This window comes from Allorhodopirellula heiligendammensis (genome assembly GCF_007860105.1).
In the GTDB taxonomy this organism is placed as follows: domain Bacteria; phylum Planctomycetota; class Planctomycetia; order Pirellulales; family Pirellulaceae; genus Rhodopirellula; species Rhodopirellula heiligendammensis.
In genome coordinates this window covers 2,472,254-2,492,305 of sequence record NZ_SJPU01000002.1, presented here as the reverse complement: position 1 = coordinate 2,492,305, position 20,052 = coordinate 2,472,254, and the positions used below count along the sequence as shown (strand labels likewise).

15 protein-coding genes are annotated in these 20,052 nt (G+C 56.2%); 6 read left to right on the top strand and 9 right to left on the bottom strand.

The features are described from left to right. Window positions 1–75 precede the first annotated feature (75 nt). Window positions 76–1,089 (bottom strand): GDP-mannose 4,6-dehydratase, encoded by a 1,014-nt coding sequence (locus tag Poly21_RS19470; protein ID WP_146408849.1) that lies wholly within the window; start codon window positions 1,087–1,089, stop codon window positions 76–78. Between the two features lie 188 nt (window positions 1,090–1,277). Between Poly21_RS19470 and xylA the strand changes: the two genes are divergently transcribed. Further along, entirely contained in the window at window positions 1,278–2,597 is a 1,320-nt protein-coding gene (gene xylA / locus Poly21_RS19465; protein ID WP_146408492.1) for a xylose isomerase, read from the top strand. 229 nt (window positions 2,598–2,826) lie between these two features. Here the strand turns inward: xylA and malQ are convergent, their stop codons facing one another. Then, complete coding sequence (gene malQ / locus Poly21_RS19460) at window positions 2,827–4,377, bottom strand: 4-alpha-glucanotransferase (RefSeq protein ID WP_146408491.1); 1,551 nt, start codon at window positions 4,375–4,377, stop codon at window positions 2,827–2,829. A 558-nt stretch (window positions 4,378–4,935) separates the two neighbouring features. Between malQ and rpoB the strand changes: the two genes are divergently transcribed. Continuing rightward, the gene (gene rpoB, locus Poly21_RS19455) at window positions 4,936–8,655 is read left to right on the top strand and encodes a DNA-directed RNA polymerase subunit beta (RefSeq protein WP_146408490.1); all 3,720 of its coding nucleotides are present in this window, start codon (window positions 4,936–4,938) and stop codon (window positions 8,653–8,655) included. A gap of 233 nt (window positions 8,656–8,888) precedes the next feature. Further along, window positions 8,889–13,175, top strand: coding sequence for a DNA-directed RNA polymerase subunit beta' (gene rpoC / locus Poly21_RS19450; RefSeq protein ID WP_146408489.1), 4,287 nt, complete (start codon window positions 8,889–8,891; stop codon window positions 13,173–13,175). 187 nt (window positions 13,176–13,362) lie between these two features. Here rpoC and Poly21_RS19445 read toward each other — a convergent pair whose 3' ends face one another. The 4 genes from Poly21_RS19445 to Poly21_RS19430 all read right to left on the bottom strand — a co-directional run bounded on the left by Poly21_RS19445 (window position 13,363) and on the right by Poly21_RS19430 (window position 15,764). Beyond that, window positions 13,363–13,683 carry a hypothetical protein gene (locus Poly21_RS19445; protein ID WP_302119653.1) on the bottom strand — a complete coding sequence of 107 codons (321 nt, stop codon included), beginning with the start codon at window positions 13,681–13,683 and terminating at the stop codon, window positions 13,363–13,365. Window positions 13,684–14,015: 332 nt separating this feature from the next. Then, the gene (locus Poly21_RS19440; protein WP_146408487.1) at window positions 14,016–14,492 is read right to left on the bottom strand and encodes a hypothetical protein; all 477 of its coding nucleotides are present in this window, start codon (window positions 14,490–14,492) and stop codon (window positions 14,016–14,018) included. A 19-nt stretch (window positions 14,493–14,511) separates the two neighbouring features. Beyond that, a complete protein-coding gene (locus Poly21_RS19435; protein WP_146408486.1) occupies window positions 14,512–14,937 on the bottom strand; it encodes a hypothetical protein in 426 nt (141 codons plus the stop codon). Next, window positions 14,934–15,764: a TIGR04255 family protein gene (locus tag Poly21_RS19430; protein ID WP_146408485.1), complete on the bottom strand. Its 831-nt coding sequence runs from the start codon at window positions 15,762–15,764 to the stop codon at window positions 14,934–14,936. Before Poly21_RS19430 ends, Poly21_RS19435 begins: the two co-directional genes overlap by 4 nt. Before the next feature lie 173 nt (window positions 15,765–15,937). Between Poly21_RS19430 and Poly21_RS19425 the strand changes: the two genes are divergently transcribed. The 3 genes from Poly21_RS19425 (at window position 15,938) to Poly21_RS19415 (ending at window position 17,056) form a co-directional block, all read left to right on the top strand. Beyond that, window positions 15,938–16,231 carry a hypothetical protein gene (locus Poly21_RS19425; RefSeq protein WP_146408484.1) on the top strand — a complete coding sequence of 98 codons (294 nt, stop codon included), beginning with the start codon at window positions 15,938–15,940 and terminating at the stop codon, window positions 16,229–16,231. 90 nt (window positions 16,232–16,321) lie between these two features. Beyond that, window positions 16,322–16,519: a hypothetical protein gene (locus Poly21_RS19420; RefSeq protein WP_146408483.1), complete on the top strand. Its 198-nt coding sequence runs from the start codon at window positions 16,322–16,324 to the stop codon at window positions 16,517–16,519. A gap of 51 nt (window positions 16,520–16,570) precedes the next feature. Then, window positions 16,571–17,056 (top strand): hypothetical protein, encoded by a 486-nt coding sequence (locus Poly21_RS19415; protein ID WP_146408482.1) that lies wholly within the window; start codon window positions 16,571–16,573, stop codon window positions 17,054–17,056. A gap of 84 nt (window positions 17,057–17,140) precedes the next feature. On the opposite strand, the gene Poly21_RS19410 is transcribed toward Poly21_RS19415, so the two are convergent. From Poly21_RS19410 to Poly21_RS19400, 3 genes are all read right to left on the bottom strand, one after another. Beyond that, the gene (locus tag Poly21_RS19410) at window positions 17,141–18,376 is read right to left on the bottom strand and encodes an MFS transporter (protein ID WP_146408481.1); all 1,236 of its coding nucleotides are present in this window, start codon (window positions 18,374–18,376) and stop codon (window positions 17,141–17,143) included. 131 nt (window positions 18,377–18,507) lie between these two features. Beyond that, entirely contained in the window at window positions 18,508–18,918 is a 411-nt protein-coding gene (gene hisI / locus Poly21_RS19405) for a phosphoribosyl-AMP cyclohydrolase (protein ID WP_302119649.1), read from the bottom strand. Further along, on the bottom strand, window positions 18,915–19,925 hold the full coding sequence (locus tag Poly21_RS19400; RefSeq protein ID WP_146408480.1) for an NADPH:quinone reductase: 1,011 nt from the start codon (window positions 19,923–19,925) through the stop codon (window positions 18,915–18,917). Before Poly21_RS19400 ends, hisI begins: the two co-directional genes overlap by 4 nt. Window positions 19,926–20,052 lie beyond the last annotated feature (127 nt).

The window sequence follows — 20,052 nt, the reverse complement described above, 5'->3', positions numbered from 1 at the left end:
AACGCGGGGCGATCCGACCTCGAGCCAGGACGCTCCCTGATGCCAGGAAGCAGGCACATCGCAGGCTTCGAAACGCTAGTCGCTGACTGATAATAACTTGCTCCGATCGTGGTCAACCATTCTCTGAGCAAGTTCTTGACAGCTGCTTGGTGGCTGCCAGCCGAGCGTGTCGATGGCTTTGGAGGGGTCCCCACACAAGTCCGCGACATCGGTCGGGCGGATGAACTTAGAGTCAGCCACAACGAACTCTCGCCAATCCAATCCCACGTGTTCAAACGCGAATTGAAGGAAGTCGGCGACCGAGTGCGTGCGGCCGGTCGCGAGTACATAGTCGTCGGGGGTGTCTTGTTGGAGCATCATCCACATCGCCGTGACGTAGTTTTGGGCATCGCCCCAGTCTCTTCGGGCATCGAGATTGCCCAGCCGAAGCTCTGATTGTCGGCCCAGCGAAATCGCCGCAGCGGCACGCGTGATTTTGCGGGTGACGAAGGATTCGCCGCGACGGGGCGACTCGTGGTTGTAGCAAATCGCATTGCACGCGAAGCAATCGAACGACCGGCGATAGACTTGCACCATTTGCGTTGCAAACGCTTTGGCGACGCCGTAGGGCGTTACCGGCCGCATGGGCGTCAATTCGTTTTGCGGTGAGCTCTCTGGTCGTCCGAAGATTTCGCTGCTGCTGATGTGCAACAGTTTCGGTTGCTTATCGAGATCGCGGATCATCTCTAACAATCGAAGTGTGCCCATCGCGGTGAACTGGCACGTCGATTCTGGAATCTCGAAACTCAGTCCCACATGGCTTTGCCCCGCCAAGTGGTAGATTTCGTCCGGCTCCGTTTTTACCAGTATCCGGCGAATCGTGGTGATGTCGTCAAGGTCGCCGTAGTGCAAGAACAGCGTGCGCTCGTAAATATCTTTGTTGCGAAACAACGCGTCGAGCCGGGAGCGCACGGTGTTGCTGGTCCGGCGTACCAGCCCATGGACGACGTAACCCTTTTCTAGCAGCCATTCAGCGAGATACGAACCGTCCTGACCGGTGATGCCGGTGATCAGGGCGACTTTGGCGGGAGGAGAGGGGTAAGGGTTCAGTGTACTGGACCATTGGGGGTTGGAGGGGCGTGGGCGAGGAGCTGGTCTGCTCCCCTTGTCGCTGGGGGGACATAGGCCGATATTAGTCTGCCTACGGCTGGCATTGTGCCGTTTGACGCTTTTTAGCAGATCGGCACGCACTCGCTGCCCTCTTCACATTCAATACCTTTACAACCCCTAAAATCGCGATGACCGCTTTTCCAGATGTGCCCGTCATTCAATACGAAGGCCCCCAAAGTGACAATCCACTCGCCTTCCGCTGGTACAATCCCGAGGAAGTGGTGGAGGGCAAGACGATGCGTGAGCATTTGCGTTTCAGCATCGTTTACTGGCACACCTTCCGTGGTACGGGCAGTGACCCATTCGGCCCTGGTACCGCATTGCGACCTTGGGACGATGGAAGTGAGAGCGTCGATAATGCGAAAAAACGCGCCGTAGTGGCGTTTGAGCTGTTCACCAAGCTGCAAGCACCTTACTACGCGTTCCATGACCGTGACGTTGCCCCGGAAGGTGGTTCGCTCGCAGAGTCGCACGCCAACCTGGACGCTGTTGCTGACGTGCTGGCGGAGCAGCAACAGTCCACGGGCGTGAAGTTGCTCTGGGGCACTGCGAATATGTTCAGCAATCCGCGATTCATGCACGGTGCGGCAACGTCGTGCAACGCCGATGTGTTCGCTTACTGTGCCGGTCAAGTTAAAAAGGCCTTGGAAGTCACACACCGATTGGGTGGCGAGAATTACGTGTTTTGGGGCGGCCGGGAGGGCTACCAAAATCTCTACAACACGGACATGAAGCGGGAGCTCGACCATCTGGCCAAGTTCTTCCACATGGCTGTTGATTATGCCAAGGAGATCGGTTTCAAGGGTCAGTTTTTGATTGAACCTAAGCCCAAAGAGCCGACCAAGCATCAGTACGATAGCGACGCGGCGGCCTGCATGAATTTCCTGCGCAGCTACGGTCTGGAAGATCACTTCAAGCTCAATTTGGAGACCAACCATGCCACGCTCGCCGGGCACACCATGATGCACGAACTCGATTACGCAGGGATGCAGGGTGCCCTGGGCAGCATCGATGCCAATACCGGTGATATGCTGTTGGGTTGGGACACCGATCAATTCGGCACCGATTACTACCTGACGGCGCAAACGATGCTGATGATTCTCAAGCACGGTGGCCTGGGCAGTGGCGGGGTGAACTTTGACGCAAAGGTGCGGCGTGAATCGCATGAGCCGATCGATCTGTTTTATGCCCACATCGGCAGCATGGATGCTTACGCCAAGGGACTGAAGATCGCTGCGGCGATTCGCGAGAGCGGTGAGCTGTGCGATTTCGTTAAGAATCGCTACGCGAGCTGGGATGAGGGGATCGGCGCCAAAATCGAGAGCGGTAACGTGGGCTTCGCGGAGCTCGAGAAGTACATGCTCGACAAGGGCGAAGTAACCGCGAACGCGAGCGGACGCCAAGAAATGCTTGAAAACTTGTTCAACAAGCACATCGATCGCGTCTAAACGCTCAGCGTTTCCCTTTTTTCAGTCGGGTGTCTCTCGAGGCGTTGCCGTTCAGCACAAGTCAGTTTGTGCTGAACGGGTTCAAGGTGGTATCGACGCCGCCCGGCGAATTTGGGACGGATGACCGAACGATCGCGTTCACGTGATCAAGATGAGAGCCCAGCTGAGCGATGTCACGAAGACGAGTCTGTTGGGGGGGTGTTGACATGCGATGACAGGAGGGTTCGGGCTACCGGCCCGCCCGCTGCGTCATCGATTTCAGCTTGTCCGCCAGAGCGGCGTTGAGGGAGGTGTCGTCCATTCGCCACGTCCAGTTACCAGCGGCCTGGCCGGGAATGTTCATACGCGCCGCGTTATCCAGGCCGAGTAAGTCTTGCATGGGGACAATGGCGATGCTGCTAGGTGATTGCAGCACCGCGTCAATCAGTTGCCAGTGAACCTGTTCTCCTGGCGGGTGTTCGTGCGTGGCGATCCACTCGGCGAGCGGATCGGGCGACGAGGGTTCGCGTTTTTTCAGCCAGCCGACGAGTGTGTCGTTGTCGTGCGTGCCCGTATAGGCAATCGAATCCTCGGGGAAAGTGTTTGGTCGATGGAAGTCGTCTTCCATTTGGTCAAACCCGAACTGTAGCACTCGCATGCCGGGGAATCCGAGTTGTTCGCGAAGTTGGTGGACTTCTTCGGTGATCAGTCCCAAGTCTTCTGCGATAAACGGCAGTTCGCCGAGTTCTTCGCGGGCAGCGTCGAATGGTTTGGCGCCCGGGCCTTTTTTCCAGGCTCCGGAAACGGCCGTTCGTGCCGTGGCGGGCACGGCCCAATAGGCTTCGAAACCGCGGAAATGGTCCACTCTCAACAGGTCGAACTGTCGCATTGCTTCGCCGAAGCGTTCCGTCCACCAGCGATAGTGGGTCTTTTCCAGAGCATCCCAGTCGTATTGCGGGTTTCCCCAGAGTTGCCCGGTTTTGCTGAAGTAATCCGGGGGCACGCCGGCGACGAGCGTGGGATTGCCGGTCTCGTCAACGGCGAATAGAGTTTGGTTGGCCCACACGTCCGCGCTCTCGTGAGCGACAAAGATGGGCATGTCGCCGCAGATCTGTACATTGTGCTCGCCTGCGTAGCGTTTCAGTGCGTGCCACTGGCGATCAAACACAAACTGTTTGAATTTCGAATACTGGATCGCTTCGGCGAGTTCTTCGTCCCATTGGCTCAGGGCGGCGGGTTGCCGGGTGACAAGTTCAGGGGGCCAATTCGTCCAGGTTGCGTCGCCGAGTCGCCGCATCAACGCCTCGAAACGGGAGAATTCGTCCAGCCATTTGGCTTGTTTTTTACAGAATGCGAGCAGGGGGGCACGCAATGGGTGCGATGCTGTGTTCTGAAATCGCTCGAATGCGATGCACAGTGCGGCTTCCTTGTGCACGGCGGCGGCAGCAAAGTCGCAGTGCCTTTGTGAAGCTGGCGAGGTGGGTGCTGGCATCGCAGTCGTGGCGTCTGACTGCGTCGGGGCTGGGGAAGCCTGGGATAAGTCGTTGGCGGTGAGTAGGTCATCGTGAATCAACTGTGGCAGGCTGATCATCAGAGGATTGCCGGCGAACGCGGAGTAGGCGCTGTAGGGAGAGTTGCCCTCAGCGGGTGGCGAAAGCGGTAGAATCTGCCATACTTTCTGGCCAGCGGCGGCGAGGAAATCTACAAATCGGTATGCTTGTTCCCCAAGATCGCCTGTCCCGGGTTCTCCCGGCAGGCTGGTGATGTGCAGGAGGACGCCGGATGATCGGGGGAATTTCATGGCGTGGGTATCAAAGTCAATGAGCTCGGAAGATGCAAACCGCATGAGTTTGCCGTGAAAAATCGTGATATCAGGCGGTCCCTGGCCCTCGCTGGCGGGGCGTCGCTGGCGTCTAGAGCATAAACGGGACCAAAATCAGGGTGTTGCCCTTTGCGAAACTGGAAAATGGGGTTACATTTCAGTTTCGACTATCGCCACCCGGTATCCCACAACGCGCGCCCCGACCTCTGCTGCCTTTCTCTCCGGATGCAAACTTTTCGTGGAAATGTGCCCTCCACGGCAAGCCTGATTCATTTCGTGAGAGGTTTTCGTTTCCATTTTCCGCGATTACCGCAGGGTAATTTCGCCGTCATGGAGTCGATTGGGCTATTTTTGTAGAGATTGACTCGCAGAGTGACTCCCCGCACAAGATTATCGCCGGTTTCGATAGCCAAACTTAAGTTTAGTCATCTCACTCGTTTCCGGCGTTGAACGGAACTGGCCTCACTCAAATGGTGGCAGTTCCTGACTCGGACGCGTGGTGATTTTGTTCTTCCCCGCGAAGGAGCTTCCCTCTCGATGGCAACCACCACTCAGCGTCGACTCGAGCCCACCAGTATTCGTAATTTTGGAACCGGCCTTGGCCAGTTCGAATTGCCGGACCTCACTGCCCTGCAGACTGCATCCTATTCAGCGTTCTTGCAAGCCGATGCGGCGAGCACCGAGCGTAAGAATCAAGGCCTGGAGTCGGTGCTGAAAGAAATCTTCCCGATCGCCAGCTATGACGGCAACACCACGCTGGATTACCTGCGCTATGATCTCGGTAAACCCCGTTACACCGTGCAGGAGTGTCGCCAGCTCCGCCTGACCTATGGGCGTCCGCTGCGGGTCTGGCTGCGGCTGAATCGGGATGAGCCGATCGAGGAAGAGGTGTATCTCGGCGATCTGCCGATCATGCTTGGCGGTGGAGAGTTCGTGATAAACGGCGCCGAACGCGTTGTCGTGAGCCAGTTGCACCGCAGTCCCGGTGTTGACTTCGTGCTCGAGCAGGACACGACGACCGATCGTAAGTTGCCTTCGTGCCGCGTGATCCCTGAGCGGGGTTCGTGGATCGAAGTGAACGTGACGAAGAAAGATTCGTTGACGGTACGGATCGACCAGAGCGGTAAGTTCCCCGCCACGATGCTGCTGCGTGCGATGGATCCGAAGTACAGCACCGATGCGGAATTGCTCGAAGCGTTTTACGAAACCAAGACCATCACGATTTCTGGTGGTGCCGACGCTGCGAAGCTTGAGAACAAGATCTGTGTTGACGACGTGGTTTATCCCAGCGGCCATGAGCGGGCTGGTGAGATCATCGTCGAGCCAGGCCACAAGATTAGTGCGGAATTGGCTGAGATTATCTGTGCGGCCGACGTCAAGAGCGTCGAAGCGATGGACCTGCCGAAGGTTCCGTTGATTTTCCATACCCTCGCCGAGGACACGACAGCGAGTCACGAGGAAGCGTTGTTGCGAATTTACCAGCGGTTGCGCCCGGGAAATCCGCCGCAGTTGGAGAAGGCGCGCACGCTGTTCCAAGAGAAGTTCTATGACGAGAATCGATACCGTCTCGGTAAGGTTGGTCGGTTCCGGTTGAACCGTAAACTCGGTCAGGACGTCAGCGAAGAAGTGATGACGTTGCGTCCCGACGACATGATCTCGGCAATTCGTTACCTCATCGATCTGTTCGATGCGGACAGCGACGCTGAGATTGATGATATTGACCACTTGGGTAACCGGCGGTTGCGGACGATTGATGAGCTCGCCAGCGAAGAGCTTCGCAAAGGCTTTTTGAAGCTCCGTCGTACCGTGCAGGAGCGTATGAGTGTCAAGGATGCTCAGGACATGACTCCACGTAGTTTGATCAATCCTAAGAGCGTTTCTGCAGCGATTGATTATTTCTTCGGTCGGGGCGAGTTGTCCCAGGTCGTCGACCAGACGAATCCGCTCAGCCAGTTGGCGCACGAACGCCGTTTGTCGGCACTCGGTCCCGGCGGTTTGAACCGCAAACGGGCGGGCTTTGAGGTTCGCGATGTTCACATTTCTCACTACGGCCGGATCTGCCCGATTGAAACGCCGGAAGGCACGAACATTGGTCTGATCAGTTCGCTGGCGATTTTTGCTGGCGTGGATGATTATGGGTTCTTGATCACACCGTTCCGTAAGGTGATCGATGGCAAGATCAGCGAACAGACCGTGTGGTTGCGTGCGGACGAGGAAGGCGAGTCCTACGTTGCTCCTGCCGACACCGAAGTCAAGGATGGGGCGCTCGTTCCTGGCCCGAACTTGATCGCTCGATTCCGCAGTGACTTCGCGATCGTGCTGCCCGACCAGGTCAGCTACATGGATGTTGCCCCGGCACAAATGGTCGGTGTTTCAGCAGGTTTGATTCCGTTCCTCGAGCATGATGATGCTAACCGAGCGTTGATGGGTTCGAACATGCAGCGGCAAGCCGTTCCGCTGTTGGTTGCCGAACCGCCGATCGTGGCCACCGGCATGGAGCGTGAAGTTGCCAAGAACAGCGCGATGGTTGTGCGTGCTCGCCGAGCAGGCAAGGTCACCTATGCCGATGCAACCCGCATCGAAGTGGGGAGCGATCACTACACGATGAAGAAGTACCAGGGGCTCAACGAGCGTACCTGTCAAAACCAAAAACCACTCGTGACGGTGGGCGACAAGGTCGAGAAGGGTCAGATTATCGCCGATGGTGCTGCGACTCGCCTCGGCGAACTCGCTCTCGGACGCAACGTTCTGGTCGGCTTCATGTCGTTCGACGGGTTCAACTACGAAGACGCGATCATTATCAGTGAGGAACTCGTTCGCAACGATACCTACACATCGATCCACATCGAAGACTTTGATGTCGAAATTCGCGAAACCAAACTTGGTCGTGAAGAGTTCACCCGTGACATTCCAAACGTTTCCGAGAAAGCCCTGCGTAACCTCGACGACGGTGGCGTTGTGCAGACAGGAACCTATGTCAAACCGGGTGATATCCTCGTCGGCAAGGTCAGTCCGAAGAGCAAGACGGAATTGACACCCGAAGAGAAGTTGCTGCACGCGATCTTTGGCCGTGCCGGTGAGGATGTTAAGAACGATTCGCTGGAGGTTCCCTCGGGAATCGAAGGCATCGTGATCGACACGCAGAAGTTCTCGCGTCGGATGAGTCTCGGCGATGACGAGCGTAAGGCATTCGAGAAAGAGCTGAAGCAGCACGAGACCGAAGGCAACGAAGCGATCGCGAGCACGTTTGAATCGTTGGTTCGTGATCTCGAAGAAGCCGCGGGAACGAAGCTGAAAGATGCCACGGGAACTCCTTTGGCAGATGGCCAAGATCCCAAGTTCGTTGCGGAGCGAGCGACGAGCTTCCGGATCGATCAGGTTCTCGATCAAGTTTCCGATGCGAAAAAGGCAGACGTTGAGAAGGTCTATGCTGCTCAATGGCAGAATGTCGAGAATGAAATCGACGAGCGTGACCGCAAGCTCAATGCGATGAAACGTGGCGATGAACTTCGCAGCGGTGTGTTGCAAATGGTCAAGGTCTACATCGCAACCAAGCGAACGATTAGCGTCGGTGACAAGATGGCTGGTCGTCACGGGAACAAGGGGGTGATTGCGAAGATCCTGCCGATCGAGGATATGCCGTTCTTACCCGATGGAACGCCGATCCAGATCATGCTCAATCCGCTCGGCGTGCCTTCGCGAATGAACGTGGGGCAGATTTTGGAGACACACCTGGGTTGGGCGGGAGCCAAACTCGGGTTCCAGTCGATCACCCCAATTTTCGATGGTGCCGTGGAATCTGAAATCAACGATTGCTTGGCCGAAGCAGGATTGCCCGCCCACGGCAAGATTCGCCTGACCGATGGACGCACCGGCGAGCCGATGGAGCAGGAGACAACGGTAGGTTACATCTACATGTTGAAGCTGCACCACTTGGTCGACGACAAGGTCCATGCCCGCAGCACCGGGCCGTATTCGCTCATTACACAGCAACCCCTCGGTGGTAAGGCTCGCTTCGGCGGTCAGCGCTTCGGGGAGATGGAAGTTTGGGCACTCGAGGCGTACGGGGCGGCCTACATTCTGCAAGAGCTGCTCACGGTCAAGAGCGATGACGTCGAAGGACGAACCAAGATCTACGAGTCGATGGTCAAGGGTGAGAACACCCTCGAAGCTGGCACGCCCGCCAGTTTCGACGTGTTGACTAACGAAATTCGCGGTTTGGCCTTGAATATGCAACTCGAAAAGAGACCGATCTAGCTGGCTCCGCCGCTGATCACCTGTCACACGCGGTTCGCTACGAGCGGTCCGCGTGTGCGATCCGGTGAGATTGCATCTTCCTTGAAACAGTTTTGATGTCGGGCAACGCCTGACTCTATCGCGACAAAGATCGCTTGAAACCTTCCACCTCAAATCGCTCAACGCGTTTCACGTCCCGGCACCGACCGGCGAAATTGCGAAGAGCTAAAAGCTAAAAGCTAAAGGCTTCTTTCATGTCAGTTGGCGAAACCAGTAACTACGATCGCATCAACGATTACGCTTCGGTACGCATCTCTTTGGCCCGTCCTCAGGACATCAAGAGTTGGTCGTTCGGAGAAGTCAAGAAACCTGAGACCATCAACTACCGTACCTATCGCCCTGAGAAAGACGGTTTGTTCTGCGAGCGTATTTTCGGCCCTGAGAAGGACTGGGAGTGCGCCTGTGGTAAGTATCGTGGGATGAAGTACAAGGGCATGATCTGTGACCGCTGCGGTGTGAAGGTCACCCACTCGCGCGTTCGTCGTAAACGCATGGGCCACATCGAATTGGCCGCGCCCGTCGTGCACATTTGGTTCTTCAAAGCGATGCCATCGCGACTTGGCAACCTGCTGGCGATGAAGACCAGCTCGCTCGAGAAGGTGATCTACTTCCAAGACTATGTCGTCATCGATCCAGGCGAGACGGACTTGGAATCGTTGCAACTGCTCACCGAGGAAGAGTATCGCGCCGCACGGCAGCAGTACGGTCCGGGTTCATTCGAAGCCGACATGGGGGCAGAAGCGGTTCGCAAGTTGCTCAATAAGCTCGACCTCGTGCCGCTCTCCGAGCAGCTCCGTGTCGACCTTGCCGAAACCGGCAGCAAACAGAAAAAGAAGGACTTGATCAACCGTTTGAAGATCGTCGAGTCGATCCGCGACAGTGACAACCGTCCTGAATGGATGGTGCTCGACGTGATTCCCGTGATCCCGCCAGACTTGCGGCCGCTCGTGCTGCTGGACAGTGGGAACTTCGCGACGAGCGATCTCAATGACCTCTATCGCCGGATCATCAACCGTAACAACCGGTTGCGGAAGCTTGTCGATCTGAACGCGCCCGAGGTCATCATTCGCAACGAAAAGCGCATGTTGCAGCAATCGGTCGATGCGTTGTTTGACAATAACCGTTGTAAGCGACCAGTCCTCGGTTCATCGAACCGGCCGCTGAAGTCGTTGACCGACATGATCAAGGGGAAACAAGGTCGTTTCCGCGAAAACCTGCTCGGCAAGCGAGTCGATTACTCCGCCCGAAGTGTGATCGTGGTCGGCCCGCGGTTGAAGTTGCATCAATGCGGTTTGCCTAAGAAGATCGCCCTGGAGCTCTATCAACCGTTCATCATCCGCCGATTGAAGGAGCTCGGTCACGCCGACACGATCAAGTCCGCCAAGAAGATGCTTGAGCGTAAAGATGAAGAGGTGTGGGATATCCTCGAGCAGGTCATTAAAAATCACCCTGTGATGCTCAACCGTGCCCCCACGCTGCACCGGATGGGGATCCAGGCATTTGAGCCGACTCTCGTTGAAGGTAACGCGATTCACTTGCACCCACTGGTTTGCAAGGGGTTCAATGCTGACTTCGATGGTGATCAGATGGCCGTTCACCTGCCACTTTCGATCGAAGCTCAAGTCGAAGCCCACACGTTGATGCTCAGTACGAACAACGTGTTCGCTCCGTCGAATGGTAAGCCGATCATGAGTCCGTCGCAGGACATCGTCATGGGTTGCTACTACATGACTGTCGAATTGCCTGGTCGTAAAGGCGAAGGGATGGTCTTCAGCGGTTACGACGAAGTGGACTACGCACTCGCTCAGGGCAAGGTCGAACTGCACTCCAAGATTAAGATGCGGTTGCCGAAGTTCCAGAAGCTCAAAACCGATGATGAATCGGGTGTTTATGGGGCTGTCATCGAGACGACTCCGGGCCGTGTGCGGTTCAACGAAATGCTTCCCGACGGGATGGATTTCTACAACCGTGCGATGCGCAGCGGTGACTTGGCAAAATCGATCAGTGACTGCTATCAGCGTCTCGGTCGTAAGCCGACCATTCACCTGCTCGATGACATGATGCAGATGGGCTTCCGCGAGTCCACTTGCAGCGGTCTGTCCTTCGCAACGGATGACTTGGTTACGCCCGACACCAAGCAGAAATTCATCAAGGATGCCGAAAAAACGGTCATGAAGCACAAGAAGGCTTATGACCGTGGTTTGATGACAGGCAAGGAACGCTACAACCAAGTTCTCGATGCTTGGACGCACGCTCGCGAAGCGATTACCGCGGACATGATGAGCGCCATGGAAAACGACATTCGTGAAGGCGGGTGGTATATCAACCCCGTTTTCTTGATGTCGCACTCGGGTGCACGGGGCGGTATCGAGCAAATTCGTCAGCTCGCTGGTATGCGGGGTTTGATGGCCAAGCCAACCGGCGAGATCATTGAAACGCCCATCAAGGCAAACTTCCGCGAAGGCCTCTCGGTGCTCGAGTACTTCTCGTCCACTCACGGTGCACGTAAGGGCTTGGCTGACACGGCGTTGAAGACGGCTGACAGCGGTTACTTGACTCGGAAACTTGCTGACGTCGCGCAGAACGTCGTGGTCACGATGCACGATTGCGGGACCACCCAGGGCATCACCAAGGGTGTCGTTTACCGTGGTGAAAAGGTGGAAGTGTCGCTGGCCGATTCGATCAACGGTCGAGTTAGCTTGAAGGCCATCGTCAACCCGGTCACCGACGAGTTGATTGTCGATGCCGCCCAGATGATCACGCCGGAAATCGCCCGCAAGATCGAGCAGATGGGACTGGAGAAGATCCAGGTCCGTACCCCGATGGCTTGCGACGCGCCGCTGGGTGTGTGCCGCTCTTGTTACGGTATGGACATGGCGACGGGATCGATGGTCGAAGAAGGCATGGCCGTCGGTATCATCGCCGCTCAGTCGATCGGAGAGCCCGGCACGCAGCTAACGATGCGGACGTTCCACATCGGTGGTAGTGTAAGTAAGCAGGTCGAAGAGTCCGATATCAAGTCCGCACGTGACGGTGAGGTTCGCTTCACACGCATGAAGGCGGTGACCAATACCGAAGGTCGCGACGTCGTGTTGACCCGCAACGGCCAGGTGATGTTGGTCGACGATCGGGGCCGCGAAATTGAGTCGTATGACATTCCGACAGGTTCGACTCTGATGGTTAAGGAAGGTGACAAAGTCACCGCCGGCCAAGTGCTCTGCGAGTGGAACCCATACTCGATTCCAATTCTCTCGGAAGTCACCGGTCGCATTCGATTCGAAGACGTTGTCGAAGGCGAAACGATGCGGGTTGACCGCGAGGCCAGTGGTAACATGCGGATGGTCATCATCGATCACAAGGGCGATTTGCACCCGCAGTTGGTCATCGAAGATGGCGATGGTCGAGCGTTGCACGCTCAGTACTTGCCCGAACGTGCCACGATCTCGGTCAAGGAAGGCGATCAAGTGATCCCCGGGGCCGTGCTCGCGGAAATGCCGCGGGAGACCGGCGGTGTGTCGGATATTACGGGTGGTCTGCCTCGAGTTACCGAGATTTTCGAAGCTCGCAAGCCGAAGGATCCCGCCGTGATCGCGGAAGTTGATGGCGAAGTCGAGATCCTCAGCGAACGTAAGCGTGGTAAACGCACGATTATCGTCCGCAGCGATTCAGGCATCGAGCGGGAACACCTCGTGCCTCACGGCAAGCACTTCCTCGTTCATACCGGCGACATCGTCAAAGCAGGGCAAGCCCTCGTTGACGGTGCCTTGGTGCCTCACGACATCCTGCGAGTCACCGGTGAAGAGGCTGTCCAACAGTACCTGTTGCATGAAATCCAACAGGTCTACCGTAGCCAGCGAGTTGAGATCAACGACAAGCATGGCGAAATCATCATTGCCCGCATGTTGCGGAAGGTGAAGATCGAGTCGGCCGGCGATACCAACTTGTTGCCCGGCAGCGTGATGGACCGATTCCACTTCCGTCGTGCCAACCAAGAGATGCGGAACTGTGTAAAGATCGCCAACCCCGGCGATACGGACTACACCGAAGGCACGATCGTACCGAAGGAAGCATTCGAGCAAACCAACGCAGAAGTCGAAGCGATGGGTGGTGCAACAGCGAAGAGCAAACGCTGCAAGAGTGCGACGGCGAGTACCCAGTTACTCGGTATCACCAAGGCTGCTGTGCAGTCGAACAGTTTCATCAGTGCTGCATCGTTCCAAGAGACGACCAAGGTGCTGACCGAAGCCGCTCTGGCCGGCAAGGTCGACAAACTTGTCGGTCTGAAGGAAAACGTGATTCTCGGTCACTTGATCCCAGCTGGTACGGGTTTCCGAATCTTCCAAGAGTCGGAAGTCAACTACCGCCGCGAAGCGTTGGAAGAACTCGCCGCGACCCCCGTGTCGGCGCTCGAGGAATCCTTCCCACTCCTCGGCGGCGACGGCGAAACCGCCGAAGCCGGTGCGTCGAGCAGCGAAAACTGATCGAGGCTCCTTCTATACTGATGATCATGGCTCCCCCGATGCGTTGCGTCGGGGGAGTTTCTTTAACCAGTTGGAACAGCGTGGAATGGCAGAAGAGCAAACGCCCTTCGCACCATCATTGGCGACCGCAGAGGCGTCGCGTCCACTTAGTTCGACGCGTAGTGCCGCATGTACCGGAATTTGGTGCCTAGGCACTTTCATGTTGACGGCACTCGTTGTCACCGCTGCGATCTCGGATAACTTCATTCCGGGTGCTCGGTTCGCAGATACGTACTTCCTTTTCCAAGGGCGATTTCGCATTGGATTGGTGATAGACGCTAGCAAAGCTCTTTGGCGTCGGCGAGGAGAGCATCAATGTCCATCGGCTTCTTCCTCTGTGATGATTGGCTCGCCAGCGCCAACCTCGGCTGAGCCATCGCCATTCCCAGAGCGAGACCATGACGACAAATTGCTCGCGATATCGCTGAATCACAAGCGGCCAGTCGGTTGCGGCGACGTGCGACAACATCAAATTGCCAAACAAAATTTGGCGATTTGTGTGGCGAGACGGCATTGTGGTCGCACCATTGTGCTCACACTTCTTGATTTCGAGTCCTGGCGTCCGTGCTGAAATTGGAGGACGAGCAAGGGAGACCAGTGGCATGATGAAGAGTGTTGCCAAGCCAAAATTGCTTTCTGTTGATGTGTCGTTCGCACCGATTGACCTGCAAGGAAAATTTGCCCGCATTGTTGAAACTGTGTGGCAAACAAATACACGTCAAGACAAATGCGATGCCCATTCCGACAACCTCTTCAACCCCCTCGTCCAGCGTTCCCTCCGAGCCGAACTATAACCACCGCCTATTTGGGGCGATCGCCGAGGAGCTTGTTCGGATCTCTGAGAATCGCCTCGGGACGACTCGCCAATTCGGATAATTGCATCATCTTTTCGCGGCACATCTTCCGGGCACCTTCTGCGTCTCGAAAAGCCGGGGCAGAAAGTTCAGGAATAACGACGTGGCCCTTCACGTCATCGTCCCTATCGGATCGGACGGTCAGCCCGATTGTTCGCAATTCACCCACATTCACTTGGACGAAACCTGCCTCGGACTGTTTCACCGGATCGGCGATGAAGTCCACGATCGGTTGAACGCTGCCGAGGCAAGACAGGCGATAGAGACTGATGCCCTCTTCGTCGGGCTGTGATCCACCAGTCCTTGGCTCGAAAGCACCCGGTGAAACGTAAGGCTGCTTGTGGTCTCGAAATCGGTCGTAGCGAACTCGCCGAACCAGCCATTCGTCATCTGAGATTGGTTCGGATTCATTCTTGAGCAGCACGACCAGACCACCAGCATAATTACTTCGTGATCGTAAACGTTTTCAAAACCTCGCCACCTACATAAAGCTCCGCATCCGTTTCCGACAACACTTCCAACGTAGTGATTGGAAACGGCTCGCTCTCGCTCGCAGAAGTCTCGAACGTAATCGTTCCATTGCACGTCATCGACACGGCATCGGGCGCAGGATGCAACGCGTCTCGCTGGGTCAATGCGATACGGATAGCTGCTCCAATCACGGTTGCACTCGCTGCAGCACCATCCATGCCATCCCAATCGTCTTCATAATTGAAGAATGAAAGAAGCTTTTTCAGAATCTCATCCCAACGAGGGTCAATCAGCTCGTGATCTTCAAACGCCACGGCGGGAGGCTGGTCCGAGCAAATCGAAGCGGAGCCACAGAACGCGGTTGTGCTATTCTTTCGATCGTCAAGTGTTAAGCTCATTTGTCCTTTTCTCCCCAGTCTTTTCTCAAGTCGTCATCGACCAGAGCCAAAAACTGATTGACGGAAGTGCGATGACCTAAGTCTAGCCCATCGCGGTAAGTCGGTGTTTCGCCTGAATGAAGTGGACCGCGCGACGTTAGTGTCAGCATCAAGGCTTCGTCGCTTGGGTCAGGACCACGAGTGACTGAAGTATTTACGTGCAATCGTCCAAGCTTTGGCGTGATCTCAAACGCCCATTGAAGTGCTCGCCCGTCCATCTTTAAGCCATCCGCCGTTGCTGGCTCTTCGTTTGGGAAAAGACCCGGCAAAATTTTGCCCCAGTCGGAGGGTGATTCCCAGAGCTCTCCGCGTGGGAATCGGTCGACGTAGGTGATTTCCCACTGGTTAATTTGCGGAGGAGCGATTCCTATATTTTCGCAGAAACGGTGCAGTTGGCCAACCGCTTTCTCAAATTCAACGATCAGTGCTTTGTAGCTCGGATAGGACGACTTCGCTTTGACGCTACGCCAATTCAGGTGCAAGCGAGTCGGTTGAAACTGAATCAAGCGGTCGCGTTCTTCGTTTGCGCTGATGAGGGTTAGTCTTGGCAGCGGCGGCGTCGACTCAAGTTGCAACTTCAGCTCGGCTGCGATGGGCTTGCGATCAAATCGTTCAAAAGCTTCTTGAATTGGCGGCTGGTCTCTTGGACCCGTCCAGTCATCGCGGCCAATGACGTCCCAGAATTGCCCGTAATGGGCAGAACTCAGCCCCGCCAACGCATCAAACTGAATCCCAAGTACAAACTCGACGATCGGTGGTGATTCAAAGGTGGGAGTTTCAGCGGTCATCCGGTCTCAAAAGGCCACTATCTGGCCGTGGAATGGTTGTTCGATGGTTTTATCCGTAGAATACTGAATTCGCAGCCAAATTGTTCGTCAAACACCATCCCGTCGCAGGACGGCGGGCCGTCAACGCTGCCTCTCATACTAATACAGTTTATCGGGCAGCAGGACCACCGAGAATGACGGGCAATTTTGAATTTCTGGCCATTGTGGACCGAACGGCCGAACAGTTGCAGACGCTGCAGAAATCACTCGCGGTCAAAGACAAGGCGTTCGAGGATTCGCAGGCAAAGCTGGTCAACGTGGTCAAAGAGAAATCTGACGAGAATGCTCGGGTGGTGTTTTCGACATATCCGAAAATGATGAACTTGGTCGAAGACACCAAGAACGATGGCCAGCGTCGCTACGGCGTCGGGAACTTCGATTTGATCATCATCTACAAGGCTCGCCGCAGCATCTACCAGAAGTTCTGAACGATCTTCGAGTGCTTCGATTCGCTGTTGCTAGGGCGGACAGCGACGTCCTGGAGCGAGGTCGATTACGACACCTACGGGTAGTTTGGTTTGGAAACGGTCAACCCGACTTACGTCAACGAGGTGGACCAAGTGATACGTGATGGTCTTCTGGCTGGTTTTAAGGCTCTGTTGGTGTCGCTGAAGTTTCAACGCGACGGTGTGAAGTACGACGACTTGTCGAACGGCGAAAAGGAAGAGTATGGGGAGAAGTTCTACGATGAGGAGGAAATGGCATGGTATTTTTGAATGCCGTCACAGCTCGCCAAATGTCATTCCTCAATCGATTGGAAGCTAGAAATGATTCGCCTTGCAATGCTGACTTTCGCAATCTTTACCGTTTCCTCGTCGCTCGCCATGCCGCTACATGCTACTGAGCGTGAGAATTTGTCTCTGATGCAGATGATCTCGCCATGGAGGTACCCGGATGCACAAGGCCAAGGTGCTCAGATGTCGGACGCGGCCACCATTGATGTTAATGGCGCTCGGACGACCCAGTCGATTGTTGGCAAGACTGTGATGACAACGGATGCGTCCATCGATAAGGTGATTGAATTCTACAAAGCGAAACTCGATCCCACGTCGTCTGAAAATAACAAAGATGGCATCGAGGTCGATCCATCAGGGAGATCGGTCATCTTCAGCGACGATTCGAAAGGCCGCCCGTTTGCGATGCATACGATTTTCATCAACACTCGCAACATGTCGACGGTCCTCGTGATAACGCGAGGCAAAGACGAAACGAAGACGCACATCAGCTGGAAACAATACCGGCGTTTGGACTGAGCGTAGGGCCGGTTCCACCGGCCGCATGGGTTGGTTTTCCGGTTCGGATGTTTGCTTGGGAGGGGATGGCCGGCGGAACCGGCCCTACGGTGCTGGTGATTCTAGCTTCGGCAAGAACGCGGTGATGATCCCCATCAATGGTAGATACGCACACATCTGGAAAACGTTCTCGAGACTCGTATGATCTGCCCACGCTCCCAGCAGAGCCGCAGCGATTGCGCTGATCCCAAATGCGAATCCGAAGAATAGGCCTGCCACCGCGCCCACGCGTCCTGGTAATAGCTCCTGCGCGAACACCAGGATCGCGGAGAAGGCTGATGCCAAGATCACTCCAATGAAGACCGTCAGCACAATCGTTCCGATCAATCCCGCGTGAGGCAACGCCAGTGCAAAGGGTGCGACACCCAGAATCGAAAACCAGATCACGACCTTTCGCCCAAAGCGATCACCTAGCGGACCACCGGCAAACGTCCCCACCGCCACAGCAAACAAGAACGCAAACGAACAAAGTTGAGACTGCTGTTTCGTAACGCCAAATTTGTCTTCCATGTAGAGAGCGTAGTAGCTGGTGAAACTCACCAGATAGATGTACTTCGACAACACAAGTGCCACCAGCACGCCCATGGCACCGGTGACTTGGCGCCGGGTGAGGTAGCTGTGTCTTTGCGGTTTCGACGAGACACCTTTCGCTGCACGACTGGCGAGTCTTGCGTGATACCACGCCCCGACCTTGGTCAGTACGATGATTCCCACCAGCGCGATCAGTGCAAACCAAGCGATCGAGGTCTGGCCAAATGGAAAAATGATTGCCGCGGCCAGCAGTGGTCCTAGCGAAGTCCCAAAGTTACCACCGACTTGGAACAACGACTGCGCGAACCCGTGCCGTCCACCGGCTGCCATATGAGCCATCCGCGACGCTTCGGGATGGAAAATGCTCGATCCCATGCCAATCAGGGAAGCGGAAGCCATCAACGTGATTAGCGATCGCGCCTGTGAGAAAAACAACAATCCAAAGAGGGTCAATCCCATGCCGATCGCCAGCGAATACGGCTTGGGTTTGCGGTCGGTGTACATCCCTACAAACGGCTGCAGCAATGACGCGGTCAGCTGGAAGGCAAACGTGATCAGACCAATGTCGCCGTAGCTCAATTGCAACGAATCACGCAGCAACGGATAGGTTGCTGGAATCAACGACTGAATGATGTCGTTGAGCATGTGAGCGACACTAATCGCTGCGAGCACCTTCAACGCAGTCTGCTCGATTGCCGGCGGAGACGGGGAGGGATCGCTGGACGCGATCGATGCGGCGGGCGTGCTCATGAGCGGGTAGCGGCGGAGTGCTGTCGTGAATCGTGCGGATGGCTGGCGAAAAATCGAACCTTACGACTGGAATGACCACCCGACGAGGCGGAAGGTTCACCGGAACCGGCCCTCACTGATTGCCGATAGGTTCAACCGTAGACGTCTGCAGGATCAACGAGTCTTGGCTCGTGAATCTCGATTGAATTATCCGCACCCACACTGCGGAAAAAACAACTGGCGTAGCCTTCGTGGCAGGCGGCACCGGTTTGGTCCACATGCAGCAAGATCGTATCGGCATCGCAGTCGACCTGCACGCGACGGACGAGTTGCTGGTGACCACTCGTTTCACCCTTACGCCATAGCTTGCCACGCGAGCGACTGAAGTAAACCGCGCGGCCGGTACTGAGTGTCTCTTTCCAGGCGGATTCATTCATCCATGCGAGCATCAGCACGCGGCCAGAATTAACGTCCTGGGCAATCGCTGGTAACAGTCGGTCTCCGCTGGCTTCGCATAGCACGCCGGCAGCGAAGTTGGGCAGCGACGCGGGTAAGTCGCTCATGATACGCTGCTTTCGCTGTTGATCACGACAACCTTGCCGCACAGTTGATCGCTATCACCCAGCGTGGCGGATTCTTGCAAGCGGTGCGCGGCGGCGGCTTGATCGAGCGGGAACCTCGCACCGATGTTTGCGCGGATCTTGCCAGACTTCAGCATGCGAGTGAGATCTTCGGCGGCAGTCCGCATTTCGATCGGGGTGGCCTTGAACATGACAAACCCATGCAGGGAACACTCCTTAACGTAAAAGGGGCCGACCGGAAACGGGGGCTGCGCATCGCGTCCGGCCATCAGCACCATCCGGCCCCGCTCGGCCAGCATCCCCACAGCGGAGGCGAAGTCGGGTTCACGTCGGGTTTCCCACAGTACGTTGACACCTTGGGGGGCGAATCGCTGGACTTGCTCGGGGATCGACTGATCCTTGTAGAGAATGACCTCTTCGGCCCCAAAGCTGCGAACCTTGTCCGCCTTCTCTTTGCTGCCGGCGGTCGCAATCACGCGGGCACCGTGAGCCGCTGCCATTTGGACGACGAGTGAGCCCACGCCTCCGCTGCCTCCGATTACCAGCACGGTCTCGCCGGGCTCCAATGCTGCTTCACGGAACAGACCGAGATGCGCCGTCACCCCTACCAACGCACATGCGGCCGCATCCTCGAAGGAAACTTCGCGCGGAAGTGCGTACACCCATTTCTCGTCGACTGCGATCTGCTCGGCAAACGTGCCTTGGCGTCCGAGCAAACCCTGATTGGTCGTCCATACGCGGTCGCCGACCGCGAATCGCTTGACTGCCGAGCCCACCGCTTCCACAACGCCCGCGGCGTCACAGCCGGGGAAATACGGCGTCGGCAATTCCATGGCGATGACGCCCCCGCGAACATAAGTATCGATCGGGTTGACGGAGCTCGCTTCGACGCGGATCAGCACCTGATCTGGACGCAGTTGGGGGTCAGGCACATCGCCGAACTCGATAATATCGGGAGAACCGGTGGCGTTGATGAAGGCGGCCTTCATAAGATGTCATGCCTTGCAAATAGGGAACCGAAGCTTGGGACCATTGTCCCGAGTGAGCAAACCAATCTTGGACGGGAGGAAACGGGTTTCGGACATGGGCAAATTGGTTTCAGACGGGACGCGGGTC